The organism is Bacillus sp. MRMR6 (assembly GCF_001940785.1).
Taxonomy (GTDB): Bacteria; Bacillota; Bacilli; order Bacillales; family Cytobacillaceae; genus Neobacillus.
Window position 1 is genome coordinate 14,991 of the sequence record NZ_MSLS01000038.1, and the last position, 17,416, is coordinate 32,406.

Consider the following 17,416-nt stretch of genomic DNA (forward strand, 5'->3'; position numbering starts at 1 on the left):
CCTGAAGGCATCAAATTAACTGGAATTTTGTTTAATGCAATTATTATTGGTTCTGTAATTATTGCTTTAACATCTGGAATGAAACTTATATAATATTAAAAAGGGAGAAGCTAGTTTTTAGAAGCACTTCTCCCTTCTACTATTTTTTAGATATGAGTGATTAATATGGCGAGAATGAAACGACCTGAAAACCTTTACTTATTTGTGATTACTATACTTGGAATGATTATGTTTGGAGTCCACATTGATTTTACAAACACACCAGAAATGCACGTTGCTTTCGCTTTGGTTGGAGCCATTTTACTCCTAAATCACTATACAATCCCCATCCCTCCTGAGGGAAATTCTATCTCGATGGACTCGGCTATCTATTTAGCAAGTATTTTCTTATTTGGCTTGGGTTTTACATTAGAAGTTTTATTAATTAATTCACTTATTTATTTTATTTATAAATGGAAGATTGCCTGGTGGAAGCATTTATTTAATTTTGCCATCTATAGCATTATGATGATAGCTGCTTATTACCTTTTTGTACTCACAGGCGGAATACTATACCAGATGAATACTAATAATTTATTGCCTTACATCCTTTCACTAAGTGCATATTTTATTTTAAATACCGTTTTAATTAGTTTATATTTCTTCCTGCAGCAAACTGAAAGCTCAATTAAGTTAATGAGTGGGATTATTAAAGATAAAACCTTTATTGTTAGCTATTTGAGTACGCTATTACTTTCAATTGTGCTTGGAATCATCCTTGAAGGACATCCTATTTTCGGACTTTTTCTGTTTGTATGCATTGCCATTCTCTTGTCTGTAGCGTTTAATCAGCATTTTCAGTTATATCAAGAAACCTTGAACAAGGCGAACATGGATTTCTTGACTGGTCTGAATAACCACGGCTATTTTAAAGAACTATTGGAAGAGGAAGTTGCAGTGGCGAAAGAATCTGACAAGCCTTTAAGTGTCGTTCTGCTAGATATTGATGATTTCAAAAAATACAATGACTTATACGGCCACATTCAAGGAGACCACCTGCTTCAGGAATTTGGCTCTCTTTTAAAAAAAGAAGCTGAGTCACAAAATTATGTGGTTTCGCGTTATGGTGGTGAAGAATTCTCTATCCTGATGCCGAATACAAATCGCCAAAAGGCTTATATGTTCATGAATGAATTACGTAAAAAAACAAATGACACTTACTATAAAGGTGTGGAAGGCCTCCCTTACGGCTGTTTGTCCTTCTCAGCAGGGATAGCAGAGAGTGAAAAGGAAACCTACAGCATTTCTGAGCTTCTTAATAAAGCTGACCAAGCGATGTACGCAGCAAAGGACCAAGGAAAAAATTTAGTACAAGTCTATAATCAGCATTCTGAATATTCCGTACAGCGCTCCCTATCACTTGAAAAAGATATAGAGGAAGCCGAACAGCAGTTAAAGATTTTCCTCTCAAAGGATGTTTATACGTATCGACATAGTAAGCGCGTCTATCAATATGCGGTTGATTTCTCCCGAACGCTCAATTTAAGCGACCATGAAAGAAAGACACTGATCCTTGGTGCTCTTATTCATGATATTGGGAAAATTGAAATCCCTCGGGATTTGTTAAACAAAAAAGGAAAGCTTGAGCCACATGAGTGGGAAACGATGAAGAAACACGTTACCTGGGGGAAAGAAATCATATCAACAAATAAGAAGTTAGAAGACTTAGTCCCCTTAGTCGAACTGCATCATGAACGCTATGACGGCAGGGGTTATCCATATGGCTTGAAAGGAAAATCCATTCCTAAGCTTGCCCGGATCCTTTGTTTGATTGATTCGTTCGATGCCATGACCACCGAGCGGCCCTATCAAAAGACCAAGACATTTAAAGAAGCCATCGTCGAACTTCGCGAGTGTGCCGGTAAACAGTTTGACCCCCAATTCGTCGAACCATTTATCAGCATGGTTAAACAACAAGACGAAACAGGAGAACTAGATGAACTCCTTGAAGCAATAAACAGCTAAAAAAGAGCCCTTTTCATGGATTCATGAAAAGGGCTCTTTTTTATAATAAGTGCTATTGCTGCATCTACGGTCCGCCTGAGACGAACAAATCAGCTATTTTTCCACTGGCGGTGACAGGAACCGTGCTTGGGCAGACTTAGTAGCCTAACCCATGGTCGAAGCCGTATAATATTCCACCAGTTTGGTTGAAGATCGTTACTGGCAGTTTTCCTGTTGGGTTATTTACGCCAAAGATGGTGTTGACGGCTGCTTCAAAGCTGGCCGGTCTTGTTCCGTATTGGGCCAGATAGGCATCAACATTCGGGTATGACATTATGTCGTATGGGTTTCTGATGCCTACTCCAATTACTGGGATATCCGTTTCAGTAATTAGTTGATTCGCTAACCGCATTATGTTTGTGGTCACTGCTCTTGCACTTACAGTAGAGGTATTTGTTCCGATAATGATATATTTTGCTGTTTTTACAACAGCCAAGTTGCTAGCAGAAAGCGGTGCTGCAGTATTAATCACTGTTACGTTTCCTTGATGCTTTTGTAGCTCAGCAGCGATCGTTGTTGCACTCGATCCAACAACAACAATCTTATCCGCTGCAGCAGCGTTAAGTGGCAGTACCCCTTCATTTTTCACAAGAGTTATGGACTTCTCAGCTGCCTCTTTTTCCACTGCTTTATGTTCAACTGAACCCACAACTTGAAGTGCTTTGGAAACTTTCTCATCAATGCTCTTTTCTACTTCAGCTTTAATGATGCCTCTATTTAACTTCAAGGTAAAAATTCGTTCAACAGATTGCTCTATTCTCTCAATTGAAATTTCGCCTGTATTTACGGCATTATATAGTCCGTTTGCTACTGCTTCAAGACCAACCGGCATTAGAACAATATCAGATCCTGCTTTCACGGTACGAATTGCCGCATCCACTTGACCAAAATGATCTGCAATGGCAAGCATGTTCATAGCATCCGTAATGATAAGTCCGTTGTAGCCCATTTCTTCTCGCATAAGGCCTGTTAGTACCTTGTGAGAAAGGGTAGCTGGTACAGGGATTACTGACCCGGTCTTTTTAGATATTGCCGTTGTATCATCGATCTTAGGGAAAGTGACATGTGCTGTCATAACTGCGTCAATTCCTGCATTCATTGCCTGTTGGAACGGGTATAATTCCACTGCTTTTAGCCGTTCAATATCATGTGGGACAACAGGCAAAGCGATATGTGAATCTGTTGCTGTATCACCGTGTCCTGGAAAATGCTTGGCAGTTGCTGCAGTCCCGCTATCTTGGAGTCCTCTGATATAGGCATTGCCCATTTTACCAACCAATTCAGGGTCTTCACCGAATGAGCGAACACCGATAACTGGATTATCTGGATTATTGTTCACATCTAATACAGGAGCTAGATTCATATTAATTCCAAGAGAGTGAAGCTCTTCGCCAATTGCTCGGCCTACTTTTTCAGCGACATCTTCAGATCTTGTTGCCCCAAGTGCCATGTTCCCAGGCATATGTGTCCCTGACTGAAGACGTGTTACAATTCCACCTTCCTGGTCAATAGAAACCAGCATGTTATACTTTTCGGCTGCCTCTTGATAGGCATTTACCAGTCTGGTGGTTTGCTCAGTAGTGACAACATTTTCGAGGAATAAAATAACGCCTCCAAGATGGAAATCTTTAATCTGCTTTTCTATCTCAGGCAGCATTACGGTAACATTATTTCCGTTCCAATTTCGATAATCTGGCATCAGCATTTGCCCGACCTTTTCCTCCATCGTCATATGCTTGATTGCATGGCCGATTAGGTCATAACGCTTGCCTTTTTCTTTTTCAACTAGTATTTCGCCTTGATTCCCTTTATATTGAATGGAAATCCGATCGCTAAACCGCCCATCACTGACAGATATAAACGTTTTTCCATTGTGCCCAGACAAAGTTACTTCTCCATCTGCCGAAACAGAAGCTACATTTTTATTAGAAGACTTCCAGGTAACACTCTTCGAAGCTATCATGAAGCGCCCGTCGTCATAAACCTGGAGAGGGGTTAAATCAAGCTTATTTCCCTTAACTTCCCTCATGACCTGTGGAACGTTTAAATCAATGACTAAATCAGTTACACCTGATGCAGCCGCTAGAGAATTGGAAACCGGCATTCCTGTTAAAATTAATGCCAATACCAAAATTGAAGTCATAAAACTCCTAAAAAAAGTGCGCATATATTGCCTCCCTATTTAGTTGATGCTTTTTTTGTTTTTGTGAGGTAGATAGGATGTAGTGTGAATATTCTTGAAGTCCTAGTACGGATAGTGGTTCAACAGCTGTAGTAATTCGTTAATGTGGAAAATGAATTAGTCCTTCTAAATTATTGACTTGTTTTACATGGATAAACCATGAAACGATTTTTTCTATCCCCCTCAGTTAACTAGTTCGTTTAAAGAGTCTAGTTATGTATTTCTTAAAAATGACAACGCTTCCATTTTTTATGATATTATGGAAGATGTCCCAGCGTCTATAGTACCAAAGACCTAATAAGCAAAAAACAAGGTCTGGACCCAGATCCAGACCTTGTTTTTATTAGGATTGATCTCGCTTTTTAACTTCTTCATTATGTTCAACAATCTGCTCCAGCTCACCCGTGTCTCCTTTGGCATTAATAATCTCGAACAGTTGATTTAAGCCTTCACTCGTTTGATCATTTTCTTTTTTCATGAACACACTCCGATTATTAGGTTTACAATTAATATGCCCATTTATTACTTTAACATATCAACAATCTCCGTTGCTTTTTCTAAAGATACCCCTTGAAGTGCACTATGATTTATTCTGACTGCCGTTCCAAAATGATAGCTTCCAGTGAAGACAAGCCGATGTACTTCAAGGATATTCTCCTTTGAAAGCCCGCTGCCAATCAGTAGTTCGGTATTTTTACAAGCTAGCTTCATTTTAAGCAGCATTTCCATTCTGTTTGGCCAATCTCCTAGTCCCCCAGAGGTCAGAATCGTGTTAATCTCCTTATATGTGTCTAGTTGTTTAGCTGTTTGGACCGGGTCCCTTGAGTAATCAATTGCTCGATGAAAGGAAACTTTTAGATTACCTGTTTCTTGTAAAAGTTCATCTAACTGGCGAAAATCTACATCTCCTGCTTCATTCAGCATCCCCAGTACTACTCCATTAACACCGATTGAGCCAATGATGGAAATATCGCGCTTCATCATCTCCAGATCGCTTTTTGTATAAACGAAGGATTGACTGTTCGGCCTTACCATCACATTAACTGGGATGTTCACACTTGCTGCCACTTTCTCAATCAGTTCATAGCTCGGAGTCAAGCCCCCCTCCTCTAAACTTGCGACAAGCTCTATCCGATCTGCTCCTGATTTTTCAATGACAATTGCATCCTCTACACTCGTAGCAATATATTCTATCAGCATCATTTACCTCCACTAATACCCTAGTTTAATTTTATTTTATCAAAAAACTATCTTCTAACTATGGGAATGCAGGTTATGTCGAAAAATTTATTTTAGAACCGACAAGATTCATCATATCTCTCCGATTCAATTTGATATTTTTAAATGAATAATAGTAGATAGGGGTGCAAGATATGTACTTTGAAGTATTGTTAGATGCTATTTTAGGAGAACGTCAAATTTTCCATGTGGTAGAATGCCCCGTTTGTGAGAATGAAGAAGTCTATTATGAAGATGCGGAATCTAAAGAATTGATTGGCAGAGCCTGTTCACACTGTAATTTTGTTCAAAAATTCAATTTTGAGAAAGTATAAAGAAAAAAGCCGGAGATCCCGGCTTTTTGTTATATCATCGTTCCTAATTCTATTGCTTTACTATTGTGGTACAGCGCTTTCACTTTCAGCTCTGTCTTTAGTTCTTCACAAAGACAGTCCTGCTGCAATAACTCATTATGGCGTTGTTGAAATACATGATAAAAATATTTACCCTTAATAAGCATGCTTTTTAATAACACATGGAGCCCTCCCTAATTTGGTTTACATAAATCGCGGAGTTGTCGTGTTCGGTAACTGGCTGGCATCGTTCTATAACATTAACATTAGCCCCTATAGTTTTGCGTCACCATTTTTCAATAGTTTTGCCGTTTCGTACGATTTATGTGCTTATTAAAAATATAAGTTAGTTTGTAATATTTATAAAGAGTCTATAGACCCAAGTCAGGCTGCCTTGCCTCCAACTAATTTCCTTTAATTTCTAATAACTTATGCCTTAAGTCATTTTCCATAGTTGCCAGTTCCTGTTCGGCAATTCGGCGTTTCTGACGGCCTTCCTCTTGAATTCGCATAGTCTCTTCAAGGGTAGTAATTAAGTTTTCCTGTGTTTTCTTTAATGTTTCGATATCCACCAAACCGCGCTCATTTTCCTTAGCCGTTTCAATCGTATTTGTCTTCAGCATCTCAGCATTTTTCAGCAATAAATCATTGGTTGTTTGCGAAACCTTCTTCTGTGCTTCTACTGCATGGCGTTGACGAATTAACGTCAGTGCGATGGCCACTTGATTTTTCCATAAAGGAATAGCAGTCATGATAGACGATTGAATTTTTTCTACAAGTGCCTGATTCGTATTTTGAATCAAACGAATCTGCGGTGCACTTTGGATCGTAATTTCCCTGCTTAATTTCAAGTCATACAACCGCTTATCTAAACGATCGGCGAATTGAATCATATCATTAACCTCTTGAAACTTCATTTGATCATTCATTGCTTCCGCTGCTTTTTTCATTGCAGGGATTGTTTTATGATGAAGCTCCTCAAGTTTCAATTCACCCGCTGCAATATACACATTCAGAGCATGAAAATACTCTTTATTTGTCTCATATAGCTGTTCAAGTAGTTTGATATCAGATAATAGAACATTCTTGCTTCGGTCTAGTTTTACACTAATCCGATCAATCTGTGCCCCCGTTTTTTGATACTTCGAGAGTACTTCCTGAAGAGAACCAGAGATTTTGCCAAACATCCGCGCCAAAAAGGACGGCTTGCCATCCTTTAGCTCATCTGGATTAACCTCATCTAGTCTTTTCATTAAATCGGCAATGATTTCCCCCACCTCACCGATATCCTGCTTTTGGACATGCTCAAGCATGGAATGGGAGAATGACAGGAGTTTTCCCTGTGCCTGGGTACCGTACGTAATCATTGCCTGGTGATTGGTCGGATCAATTTGTTCTGCAAGCTGATATGCTTTCGCCCGGTTCTCTTCGGGAATGACATCAATTAGTTTGACAGGCCTTGCTTCTTGAACCTGTGGGGATGCTTGCGGCTGAGGCGCAAGTTCATTATCACCAAAAGGATTGGCAAGGATATCGTCTAATATATTTCCTGTTTTCTTTAATTGCGGAGAGTGGTTATTTTCGCTCATTTTGTCCTCCTGTTTTCTTGCTCTATTTTTGAATCATTAAGCTTTTTGATTGAATGCTTTGCTACATCGATTTCAAAATTCAAATGGTCTAGGTCATCGGAAACGATATAGTACAAATCCTCTTCTAAAGCCTTCGTTAGATCTGTTAGGGTTTGCCGTGTGTCGTAAAGCGAAAGATTGATCTCGTTACTCTTCTTCGGCTGTACGGATAAAAAGCGATATTTCTCAGTTAATTCCACAACAGAGTCTAAGTGGGAAAAATAGAATTTCTCAGCCTTATAAAATCTTCTTGGTTCTGTTTTCGTCAGGCTATGGATTTTACGCGTAATCCGGAGCACATCTATCCGCTGCTTTAAGGTCGGAATATCACGAATGGAAAATAACGCTTTGTTTAGGCGGGTTATTTTTTGCTTCGCTTCATCTAAATTCTTTTTAATATATCGGTATTCTTTTCTTGTTAGTTGGTGTTTTTTCAAAAAGCGGTTTGTCATTATAGCGGATGTAATCATTGAAACAGCCGCACCTCCAGCTATGGCAAAGCCTGTTGAAAGCCAGAATGCAAGATCAAACCCAATGATGCTGACTAACCAAATTGTGACAACGGACGGAACAGTCACAAACGACTGCACTAGAAACGATAAAAATCGGTTCATTATAATCGACTCCTGACAATAAAATTCCTAACTATTCATACGAATAAATGAATTAGAATGTTTCATCTAATTGTAAAATAATGAAAAACTCTGCCTAGTCTTCCATTACTTCAACAATACACCATAAAACTCCTGCAATCCATAGACCACAAACGTAATCAAATCTAAGACCTAAGACCGATTTTTTGTGGTGCCTGTCACCTCTACTATTTCGACCGTTTTCAATATCTTGGGCTCCTGCCCAAGAAGAACGGAGGTTGGTACATAGGATAGGAATGAATCAAGATAGAAAGAGGAGTGAGATGAATCGATGTATCATTCGATGAATATGCCTGTTAATACTCAATATGGAAATACACCTTACGAAGGATATCAGGAATTTGAACGTATTGGACCATTAGGTGCAGGTCTCATTGGGGCTGGTCTAGGGTATTTAGGATCTAATTTTAGCGGCGGTGGAATCGGTGGCTTCCACGGACCAGGGGCCGGGTTTGGACCGGGTGCTGGGTTTGGACCAGGTGCTGGGTTTGGACCGGGTGCTGGATTTGGACCAGGTGCCGGGTTTGGACCGGGTGTCGGGTTTGGACCGGGGGCTGGGTTTGGACCGGGGGCTGGGTTTGGGCCAGGTGCTGGGTTTGGGCCGGGTGCTGGGTTTGGRCCGGGTGYTGGGTTTGGACCGGGTGTTGGGTTTGGACCGGGGGCTGGGTTTGGACCTGGGTTTGGACCGGGGGCTGGGTTTGGACCGGGGGCTGGGTTTGGACCGGGGGCCGGGTTTGGACCCGGTGCTGGGTTTGGACCGGGTGCTGGGTTTGGACCAGGTGCTGGGTTTGGACCGGGTGCTGGGTTTGGACCGGGGGCTGGGTTTGGACCGGGTGCTGGCGGTTATGGCAGCTTTGGACCTGGGACCGGAGGCTACGGCTTCGACACTGATACCTTTTAATTAAGATATATTAACAAACGTGAATGTCCCTCAGATTAATTGAGGGTGTTCACGTTTTTTAGATGATGTTACATACAGCATATTCACTTTTTAAAAAATTTTCGTTATAGAAAAAGTTTTTAATATTATTTTTGTTTCGTTAGGTGTAAAATGTTTCTCGAAGGAAACATTTCTGAGTTAGCGCATATATAATACTATTCAAAATATTTAAATAAGTAATATCTAAAGGAGAAGAGAATATGACGGAGAATTTACTGTTAGCGTTTGGACTTACCTTAATGGCCGGTCTAGCAACGGGCATCGGAAGCCTCCTTGCTTTTTTCACCTCACACACCAATACGAAATTTTTATCTGTTACCCTTGGGTTTTCTGCAGGTGTAATGATTTATGTCTCAATGGTTGAGATTTTTGTAAAAGCAAAAGATGCACTTACTGGGGCACTAGGAGTTGTTCAAGGAAACTGGTTAACGGTTGGAGGATTTTTTGGAGGAATGCTTCTCATTGCCATGATTGACAAATTTATTCCAAAGCAATCCAATCCCCATGAGCTTAAGACTGTTGAAGATATGAAACTACCTGGAATAGACGAAAAAAAACCAGATTTATTAAAAATGGGGAAATTTACTGCCCTTGCAATTGCTATTCATAATTTTCCTGAAGGAATCGCTACCTTTACCTCTGCCTTGCAGGACCCTGGGCTGGGGATTGCGATTGCTGTGGCAATTGCCATCCATAACATCCCTGAGGGTATTGCCGTATCTGTACCGGTCTATTTTGCAACCGGCGACAAGAAAAAGGCTTTTAAACTTTCATTCTTATCAGGCTTGTCAGAACCAGTCGGGGCCCTTGTAGCATATCTATTCTTGATGCCATTCTTAAATGATGTTATGTTCGGAGTTATTTTCGCAGCAGTAGCAGGTATTATGGTATTCATCTCACTCGATGAACTATTGCCCGCTGCCAAAAGATACGATGAAACACACCTATCCATCTACGGTCTAATCGGTGGAATGGCGGTCATGGCGCTCAGCCTCTTACTATTTATCTAGCAGTGCATGTTATTCTCCAATAAAAAAAACGAAAGCCAGCATAATTTGCTGGCTTTTTGATTTGTACGCCTGAGGTGGACAAATTGATCGATTTGTCCACGAGTGGTGACAGGCACCAACTTTTTTCGAGGCTTATTTATTTTTTTAGACAAAGTTTGATTGGTATTTGACGGGCATATATTAGTTGGGAAATTTAAAATTCGTGAAGAGGGTGAATGTTTGGTGAAAAGGGCCTTTTTTACCATACCATTATGTTTGCTGCTAATTGGCGTAATTGTTGCTTCGTTTGTCCTTATGGGTATGAAACCAGAAACGGGAAAGGTCTCGCAAGCACAAAGGCTCGCGGAGCATACGAAGCCAGCTGTAGTCCGGATTATTGACTATGCTATTGTCGGATGGCAGTTTAATAATCCAAATGATCCTGAAGTCGATGCCATCTTAGCTCAGCTAAACTATCAATCTGTTGTTGGCGGATCAGGGTCAGGTGCAATCATTAGCTCCGACGGCTATATTGTCACGAATGCCCATGTAGTTGAATCTACCCAATTAGAGGATACAGATATTGCCAATGTAGCCTTCGAACAGCTTGTCGGTATTATGGCTGACTATTTTCAGGTAGATTACAATACAGCCTATGATTATATGCTAACCTACACGCAATATACTGGCATCCAAAGAGTACTAAAAGTTATTTTACCAGGAGGAGATATTCTTGATGGTGAGGTAAAAAGCTATGGTGCCCCTGTAAATGAAGGGAAGGACGTTGCTGTCCTTAAGATTGAAGGAAAGAACCTTCCAACATTAAAACTCGGAAATTCCGACAATATCCAAAATCAAGATAATATTTGGGTTAGCGGCTATCCGGCAGCTGCTGATTCTGAGCTATTATCGCCAGATTCATCCCTCGTTTCTTCTATGAATGCCGGACAAATTTCTGCTACTGATAAGAAAACAGAGCAAGGAAGCCCAGTCATTCAAATTAACGCTGCTGCCACCCACGGAAATAGCGGTGGACCTGTCATCAATGAAGCAGGAGAAATTATTGGTTTATTAACGTTTAGAGGCGACACCGTTAACGGCCAGGAAGTTCAAGGCTTTAACTTTTCAGTACCGGTTAATACGGTAAAAGAGTTCGTTAACCAAGCAGGTGCAAAGAATACCGGAAGTGATACTGACCGGCTATATAAGGAAGGCTTGGAACTCTATTGGGGTGGCTATTACAAGAATGCTTTAGATAAATTTGAAGCAGTTCAGAGAATCTATCCGAATCATTCAGAAATCAAAAAATTCATCGCTAATTCAGAGGAAAGAACTGGAGATAGTAAAACCTTATGGTCAGACTATAAAACAATATTCTACATTGTCGATGGGGTTGCAGGCCTGTTCATTATCATTCTATTAGTCTTTACATTTGCTTTTAAACCGAAAAAGCAAGCTGCCGCTGTTGCAGCAGCACCGGCACCAGCATCGACGCCACCGCCTACTCCGCAATCGACTATACCTGATTTAAACAATGACGGAAAAATTGATGTTCAAGACATCATCCTTGCTCTTCAGGAGCAGCAGAAAAAACAGGAGAAAAAGAACGACGAGTAGGTAGGTTTTGATGTTTTGATTTAACCAAAAAGGATGTAGGGGTTACTATAACTACATCCTTTTTCGTTTTTATTTCTACCTACATAAAAGGGGAAGATTTAACCATTGTTCTTTGAAGTCAAAGTATAAAAAGCAATGGGAAATAATATCTATAAATATAGAGGATCTTTAAGGAGGAGATGCTTCTGAGAACATTCATCCGCTTGATTGGCTTCCTTATACTTATCTATGGAATCTATCTTATCTTCAATGCCCAAGTCTTTCTTGGGGCCGTCACAATTATTATCGCGTTTTTGATCTTTCCAAATAGGAGAAGCACAAACCATCACCATCACCATCATCACGACCACGACTACACCAGCAGTGAGGCCTCCTTCAGCTCAAGCAATGACTCTGCTGGCGGCGACTCAGGGGGAGGTGGCGGCGGAGATTAACCACCTAGAAGATATGGATCCCTGCCATAAGAAAAACATCCTCACATATCAGAGGATGTTTTTTCCAAAAATATCATCCAACTGTACGCCTGAGGTGGACAAATAGGGGTATTTGTCCACGAGCGGTGCCTGTCACCCTTTTTTGTCCCCTATTTTGCTAGTTTTTCATTAGCATAGGTGATGATGTTGGCCATTTCGATGCCGAATGGGTTTACTTCTTGGGCGGCGATTATTTTTCCGTCTTTGTCTAGGATGGCAAAGCCTCTGAGCGATTTGTGTGCTTGAGGGTCTTTCATCCCAGCCTCTTGGATTAATTTGAGCTTTTCGTCTGATAGGATTGTAAACTCCAGACCTAATTCTTCCTTTAATTCTTGGTGATGCTTTACTGTATCTGAACTAAGTGCGTAGATATTACCTGGAAATTCAGCAAACATCTGTTTGTTTTTCTGCAGCTCGACCAGCTGCGATTTGCAATAGTCTCAGCCAACTCCTGTAAAAAAGAATATTAATGAAGGCTGTACCTGATTTTCAAAGCTGACTTCCTTTTCTTCATCATCCAGTAATATATCAGAGCCTGAACACCCCGTCATGAATGCATTCATAGCCAGGAATAATACCATGAAAAATTTAAGTTTATGCGTACTCATACTTCACCTCCTCAAACAATTCCAAATCTATTATACCCAATAGGGTAGGAAAATTGATAAAGTTTATGTGAATAATTATAGAAACATATTATAATGGAAATAATATGAAACTTCCAACAATGGGTTTTCTTTTTCCCACTGATGGCTAGGTTAAATTTATCGGGCTATTACGGGCAGTTTATCCCCGTTTACTCCTTCTTCAAAATTTCGTTCTCATGAAGTGAAGATATACTGCTTGTTAAAGTGGGCATCTTCATTGTTATGATAGAATTCAAAACTAAAGGTTGGGTGTAAATGATCTGGATTTATCTTTTAGCTTCCTATTTACTAGGAAGTATAATGTTCGGGTTTTTGATTTCAAAAATTTTCTACCAGGTCGATATTCGCGGCCAGGGAAGCGGTAATATCGGTGCCAGGAATGCTGGACGCCTGCATGGAAAACTAGCTTTTGTGGTCATTTTCCTTGGAGATGCCCTAAAAGGGGCCGTTGTTGTTCTAATTGCCCGCTACTTTCAATTTGCGGAACCTGTCCAGTTGGTTGGCCTAGCATTAGCAATAACTGGTCATCTTAAGCCCGTCACCCTAAAATTTAAAGGCGGAAAAGGGATTTCAACCTTCATCGGCGGCATGCTAACCTTTGAGCCCCTGCTTGTTCCAGTGATAATCTTGACTTTTGGCGTTCTTTACCCCTTTATTAGGAGCTTTACCCTTGCAGGATTAGGGACATTTCTCATCATCCCGTTATTCCTATTTTACAGAAATAATGACGTGCTAAGTTTCATCATAGAAATAGCCCTTGTGGTCATGATCCTTCTAGCACATACAGAAAATGTTAAAGAAAGGCTGAAACGAAATGGATAATCATGAATATTTTTTTAAAATTGCCTCCTCTCACGATGAAATTGAACAAATTCACCGTTTAAATTATCTAACCTTTTCTGAGGAAATTCCCCAGCATTCACCGAATGCTGAACAGAGATTAGTAGACCAATTTCATTCAGAAAATACATATATTGTTTGTATTAAAGATTCGGAAGTTGTAGGAATGATTGCCATTCGTGCAAATCGTCCATTTTCACTCGACCGAAAAATTGGTCCTGTTGAGCAGCAGCTTGATTTTCCTATCAATTATCCTTGTGAAGTCAGGCTTTTAGCTGTTAAAAAGGATTTTCGCAATGGACGAGTCTTTTTAGGGTTAGTCCAGTTTTTAATAAAGTATTGTTTAAAAAAAGGTTACGACATTGCGGTTATATCAGGAACCGTCCGTCAGTTAAAGCTTTATGGGCAAATGGGCTTCAAGCCTTTTGCACATTTAACCGGTACGGAGGATGCCCTTTATCAACCGATGTATTTAACGAAAAAGACTTTTGACGAATCTGTTGCAGGTAGAATCCTCCCAGCAACAATTCCGTTTTTGCCCGGTCCTGTTCAAATCTCTGAAAATGTAAGAAATGCACTGAGTAGGACTCCGATTTCTCATCGATCAGAGGAGTTTCTACAAAAGCTGACGACAGCTAAAAGTCGTTTATGTCAAATGGTTAACAGTCATTATGTTGAGGTTTTCTTAGGGTCGGGGACACTCGCAAATGATGTCGTGGCAGCACAGCTTTCCAAGGAAAGTGGCAAAGGGCTTATTTTAGTAAACGGAGAGTTTGGCAGCCGTTTAACGGAACAAGCTGGCCGACTTGGGCTTTCCTATGGAGTAGTTGAAAAAGAATGGGGTCAAGCCTTCACTAAAGAAGAAATCGTTTCCAATTTGACCACTGAAACCACCTGGATTTGGGCTGTTCATAGTGAAACCTCCTCTGGCATGTTGAACGATGTAAACTTGCTGAAGGTTATTGCACATGAATACAGCCTTAAACTTTGCTTAGATTGCATAAGTTCAATAGGGGCTATGGAGATTGATTTAGAGGGTGTATTTTTAGCGACTGGGGTAAGCGGCAAAGCATTGAGGGCTTTTACCGGATTGTCTTTTGTGTTCCATCAGCATGAAGTAACCCCATCATCAGATTTGCCAAAATACCTTGATCTTGGCTACTACATGCAAAAGGACAGCATCCCCTTTTCACAGTCGTCAAATCTCTTAGAAGCTTTATTGGCAGCCCTGGAAAATATAAATATCGAAACCTATCGAAAAATCGCTGAAAGGCATCATTTTTTAAAAGAAAAACTAAAACAGTACCAGTTTACGATCATAAGTGAAGAAAACAGTTCACCGATCATCCTAACCATTGCAAGCCCTTATCGCCTATCGTCTGCTGCTATAGGTGAGCTAGTCTACTATCATGGCTATCAGCTGCATTACGAAAGTGAATACCTAAAGCAGCGGAATTGGATACAATTCGCCTGTATTGACGATTACCATGAGGCCGACCTTGAAAAAATGGTCAACCTGCTGCACCGGATTGTCAGCTATGAACATATAAATAACACTAAGACTCTGGTTCAGCGCTAACGATATAACCTTTATAAAGGAGTCACTCCTTCAGCGGCATGCTAAGGAGTGATTTTTATGTTCAACTGTACGCCTGAGGTGGACAAATAAGGGGAATTGTCCACGGACGGTGCCTGTCACCTATATTCAACATCTATATTTAACACCATTTAACTTGATTGCTTCCTCTATGCTTTGGTCGGTGATGGCTGGACTTCCATTGAGATCCGAGATGGTGCGTGCCAGGCGGATGATTTTTATTTGTGTACGGCTGCTCCAGTTTTTTCTGGCTGAAAGATGTTGAAGTTTCCTTTGTTGAACAACTGTTAACGGGCTTGTTTGAAGGAGTACATCGTAAGTTACTCTGCTATTACAAATTTCTTTTTCGTATCGATTGTATTGACGTTTTCTTGCCTCTTCCACTCTATCCCTAACAATCTCAGATGATTCTTCTCTATTAAGATCCTCAGAAAATACTACGGGTCTTAGGGAAAGATGAATGTCAAATCTGTCTTGAAGCGGACCAGATATTTTATTTTTATAGGATATTACCTGCTTCTTCGTACATGTGCAATAATGAGTATTCGATCCTGCATACCCACATGGACAAGGATTCATGGCCGCGATTAAAGTGAACTCTGCAGGATATGAAATCGTCGCATGTGTTCGGCTAATCGTAATTTTTCCATTTTCAAATGGCTGTCTCAGCATATCAAGCAACTTTTTCGGAAATTCAGCCATTTCATCTAGAAAAAGGACACCTTGGTGGGCTAATGAAATTTCACCGGGCTTTGGATAGGTACCTCCACCAATTATGCTGATGGCTGACGCTGAATGGTGCGGGTTGCGAAAAGGAGGAAATCGAGTGTCAGGGCAGGTAATTCCGCTTAACTGGTATAGACTAATCACTTCAAGCTGTGCCTGCTTTGTTAAGGCTGGTAAAATCGAGGGAAAGCTTTCAGCCAGCATACTTTTTCCGCACCCAGGCGGACCGGTCATTAAGACATGATGGCCCCCAGCCGCTGCTACCTCTAAAGCTCTTTTACTATTTTTATTCCCCATAACCTGCTCGAAATTTGTTAAACTCTTCATCTCGTACCGTTCCACATTATTTTTGGGAAAAATGACAGGGACACCTAGTCCTCGCCCTGACAAATGGTCTATTACCTGTTTCAATGACGACACGAAGATAATTTTGAGGTCTGAAAATTCGAGGATTGGAAAAGTTTCATCATAAGGCATATATAGTGTTTGGATGGTAAGTTTTTTTGCTGCAAGCACAGCCGGCAGCATTCCAACCACAGGGACGATGGCCCCGTCCAACGATAACGCACCAATAAATGCTGTATTAGGCGGGATTTCAACATTGAGTTCATGCAAGCTAACAAGCATACTAATGGCCATAGCTAGATCAAACATCGGTCCACTTTTCTTTTGCTCTGAAGGTGACAGGTTAATGATAACTTTTTGTCCAGAGAGCGACAGCTCCAATGAACGAAATGCTGCAATAATTCTTTCTCTAGACTCTTTCACAGCTGCATCTGGCAGTCCGACGATGCGAATAGAATCTGTTCCGACAAAAGACATTACTTCCACATTGACACGATATCCTTCCATTCCTTTCAATCCAATACTAGTTACGGTTGCACACATGGTGGTGTACCCTCCAATTTATTTGAAAGCATGATAACCTGTCCGTTTTTATCTAAATATAACTCCATAAAAGGGGCTTTAACATATTCCTCGTATTTTTGGGATGCAGGTTTTGGGAAATAGGACAGCAAATATTGGGGATTAACAAGGGAAGACACTTCGCCATTGACATAATCTAAATAACTGCTCCATGGAAAGTCCTCAAGTATATCCACTAACCCCGCCTTTAATGGATTAAGGTGAATATATTTGCTTACATCGAATTCATAATCAAGTGAATCTAATAATTCTGCATTATAGCGTTTGTCAAAAACATGGCCAGTATATTCATATTTTTTGTTAAAATACTTGGCATAATGGGTATTGAGGTAACTCATAATGATGGCGGGTGAAATAGTGGTGGTTTCAAGCTGAAGATGAGTGTGGTTGGTCATGAGGCAGTAGGCGTGGAGTGTATAGAAGTAGCGCAGTCTCGACTCTTCTAACAAACTAAGGTACTTGATTCTGTCCTCATCATCAAAAAATAGCGTAGACCTTCGAACTCCCCGACTCGTAATATGATACTTTGCACCTTCAAAAAACGCACGGCGTCTTCGGCCCATAGCAGTCACTCCTTCATTCA

The 17,416-nt window shown here is 40.6% G+C and carries 16 protein-coding genes, 1 pseudogene and 1 riboswitch; of the genes and pseudogenes, 7 read left to right on the forward strand and 10 right to left on the reverse strand.

Annotated elements, in window-relative coordinates; all coding sequences use genetic code 11:
* Positions 1-165: 165 nt before the first annotated feature.
* Positions 166-2,004: a bifunctional diguanylate cyclase/phosphohydrolase gene (locus tag BTR25_RS23335; RefSeq protein ID WP_075690390.1), complete on the forward strand. Its 1,839-nt coding sequence runs from the start codon at positions 166-168 to the stop codon at positions 2,002-2,004.
* Between the two features lie 136 nt (positions 2,005-2,140).
* Here the strand turns inward: BTR25_RS23335 and BTR25_RS23340 are convergent, their stop codons facing one another.
* The 3 genes from BTR25_RS23340 to BTR25_RS23345 all read right to left on the reverse strand — a co-directional run bounded on the left by BTR25_RS23340 (position 2,141) and on the right by BTR25_RS23345 (position 5,428).
* Entirely contained in the window at positions 2,141-4,210 is a 2,070-nt protein-coding gene (locus BTR25_RS23340; RefSeq protein ID WP_075690391.1) for a glycoside hydrolase family 3 protein, read from the reverse strand.
* A gap of 358 nt (positions 4,211-4,568) precedes the next feature.
* Positions 4,569-4,703 (reverse strand): hypothetical protein, encoded by a 135-nt coding sequence (locus BTR25_RS28565; RefSeq protein WP_303046869.1) that lies wholly within the window; start codon positions 4,701-4,703, stop codon positions 4,569-4,571.
* A gap of 44 nt (positions 4,704-4,747) precedes the next feature.
* The gene (locus BTR25_RS23345) at positions 4,748-5,428 is read right to left on the reverse strand and encodes a copper homeostasis protein CutC (protein WP_254842784.1); all 681 of its coding nucleotides are present in this window, start codon (positions 5,426-5,428) and stop codon (positions 4,748-4,750) included.
* Positions 5,429-5,598: 170 nt separating this feature from the next.
* Here BTR25_RS23345 and BTR25_RS23350 point away from each other — a divergent pair, with 170 nt between their 5' ends.
* Positions 5,599-5,778 carry a hypothetical protein gene (locus BTR25_RS23350; protein WP_075690392.1) on the forward strand — a complete coding sequence of 60 codons (180 nt, stop codon included), beginning with the start codon at positions 5,599-5,601 and terminating at the stop codon, positions 5,776-5,778.
* Between the two features lie 29 nt (positions 5,779-5,807).
* On the opposite strand, the gene BTR25_RS27870 is transcribed toward BTR25_RS23350, so the two are convergent.
* The 3 genes from BTR25_RS27870 to BTR25_RS23360 form a co-directional block, all read right to left on the reverse strand.
* Positions 5,808-5,978 (reverse strand): hypothetical protein, encoded by a 171-nt coding sequence (locus tag BTR25_RS27870; protein WP_175596874.1) that lies wholly within the window; start codon positions 5,976-5,978, stop codon positions 5,808-5,810.
* A 47-nt stretch (positions 5,979-6,025) separates the two neighbouring features.
* Positions 6,026-6,116: riboswitch (cyclic di-GMP riboswitch) on the reverse strand.
* Between the two features lie 84 nt (positions 6,117-6,200).
* Positions 6,201-7,385, reverse strand: coding sequence for a toxic anion resistance protein (locus BTR25_RS23355; protein ID WP_075690393.1), 1,185 nt, complete (start codon positions 7,383-7,385; stop codon positions 6,201-6,203).
* Entirely contained in the window at positions 7,382-8,038 is a 657-nt protein-coding gene (locus tag BTR25_RS23360) for a 5-bromo-4-chloroindolyl phosphate hydrolysis family protein (protein ID WP_075690394.1), read from the reverse strand. The genes BTR25_RS23355 and BTR25_RS23360 overlap by 4 nt, the downstream gene beginning before the upstream one ends.
* Before the next feature lie 310 nt (positions 8,039-8,348).
* Here BTR25_RS23360 and BTR25_RS27875 point away from each other — a divergent pair, with 310 nt between their 5' ends.
* The 3 genes from BTR25_RS27875 to BTR25_RS23375 all read left to right on the forward strand — a co-directional run bounded on the left by BTR25_RS27875 (position 8,349) and on the right by BTR25_RS23375 (position 11,623).
* Positions 8,349-8,978, forward strand: coding sequence for a hypothetical protein (locus BTR25_RS27875; RefSeq protein ID WP_075690395.1), 630 nt, complete (start codon positions 8,349-8,351; stop codon positions 8,976-8,978).
* Positions 8,979-9,217: 239 nt separating this feature from the next.
* Positions 9,218-10,027, forward strand: coding sequence for a zinc transporter ZupT (gene zupT, locus BTR25_RS23370; RefSeq protein ID WP_075690396.1), 810 nt, complete (start codon positions 9,218-9,220; stop codon positions 10,025-10,027).
* Positions 10,028-10,249: 222 nt separating this feature from the next.
* On the forward strand, positions 10,250-11,623 hold the full coding sequence (locus tag BTR25_RS23375) for a trypsin-like peptidase domain-containing protein (RefSeq protein WP_254842785.1): 1,374 nt from the start codon (positions 10,250-10,252) through the stop codon (positions 11,621-11,623).
* 583 nt (positions 11,624-12,206) lie between these two features.
* Here BTR25_RS23375 and BTR25_RS23385 read toward each other — a convergent pair.
* Positions 12,207-12,521: pseudogene (locus BTR25_RS23385) on the reverse strand (redoxin domain-containing protein); the annotation flags it as partial.
* A 15-nt stretch (positions 12,522-12,536) separates the two neighbouring features.
* Entirely contained in the window at positions 12,537-12,704 is a 168-nt protein-coding gene (locus BTR25_RS27880; RefSeq protein ID WP_175596875.1) for a hypothetical protein, read from the reverse strand.
* Positions 12,705-12,998: 294 nt separating this feature from the next.
* On the opposite strand from BTR25_RS27880, the gene BTR25_RS23390 reads away from it, so the two are divergent.
* Together BTR25_RS23390 and BTR25_RS23395 are read left to right on the forward strand one after the other, a co-directional pair.
* Complete coding sequence (locus BTR25_RS23390; protein WP_075690400.1) at positions 12,999-13,565, forward strand: glycerol-3-phosphate acyltransferase; 567 nt, start codon at positions 12,999-13,001, stop codon at positions 13,563-13,565.
* Positions 13,558-15,162 carry an aminotransferase class V-fold PLP-dependent enzyme gene (locus tag BTR25_RS23395; RefSeq protein WP_075690401.1) on the forward strand — a complete coding sequence of 535 codons (1,605 nt, stop codon included), beginning with the start codon at positions 13,558-13,560 and terminating at the stop codon, positions 15,160-15,162. Before BTR25_RS23390 ends, BTR25_RS23395 begins: the two co-directional genes overlap by 8 nt.
* Positions 15,163-15,288: 126 nt before the next feature.
* On the opposite strand, the gene BTR25_RS23400 is transcribed toward BTR25_RS23395, so the two are convergent.
* The gene (locus BTR25_RS23400; RefSeq protein WP_075690402.1) at positions 15,289-16,794 is read right to left on the reverse strand and encodes a YifB family Mg chelatase-like AAA ATPase; all 1,506 of its coding nucleotides are present in this window, start codon (positions 16,792-16,794) and stop codon (positions 15,289-15,291) included.
* A complete protein-coding gene (locus BTR25_RS23405; RefSeq protein ID WP_075690403.1) occupies positions 16,779-17,396 on the reverse strand; it encodes a transposase in 618 nt (205 codons plus the stop codon). Before BTR25_RS23405 ends, BTR25_RS23400 begins: the two co-directional genes overlap by 16 nt.
* Between the last annotated feature and the right edge of the window lie 20 nt (positions 17,397-17,416).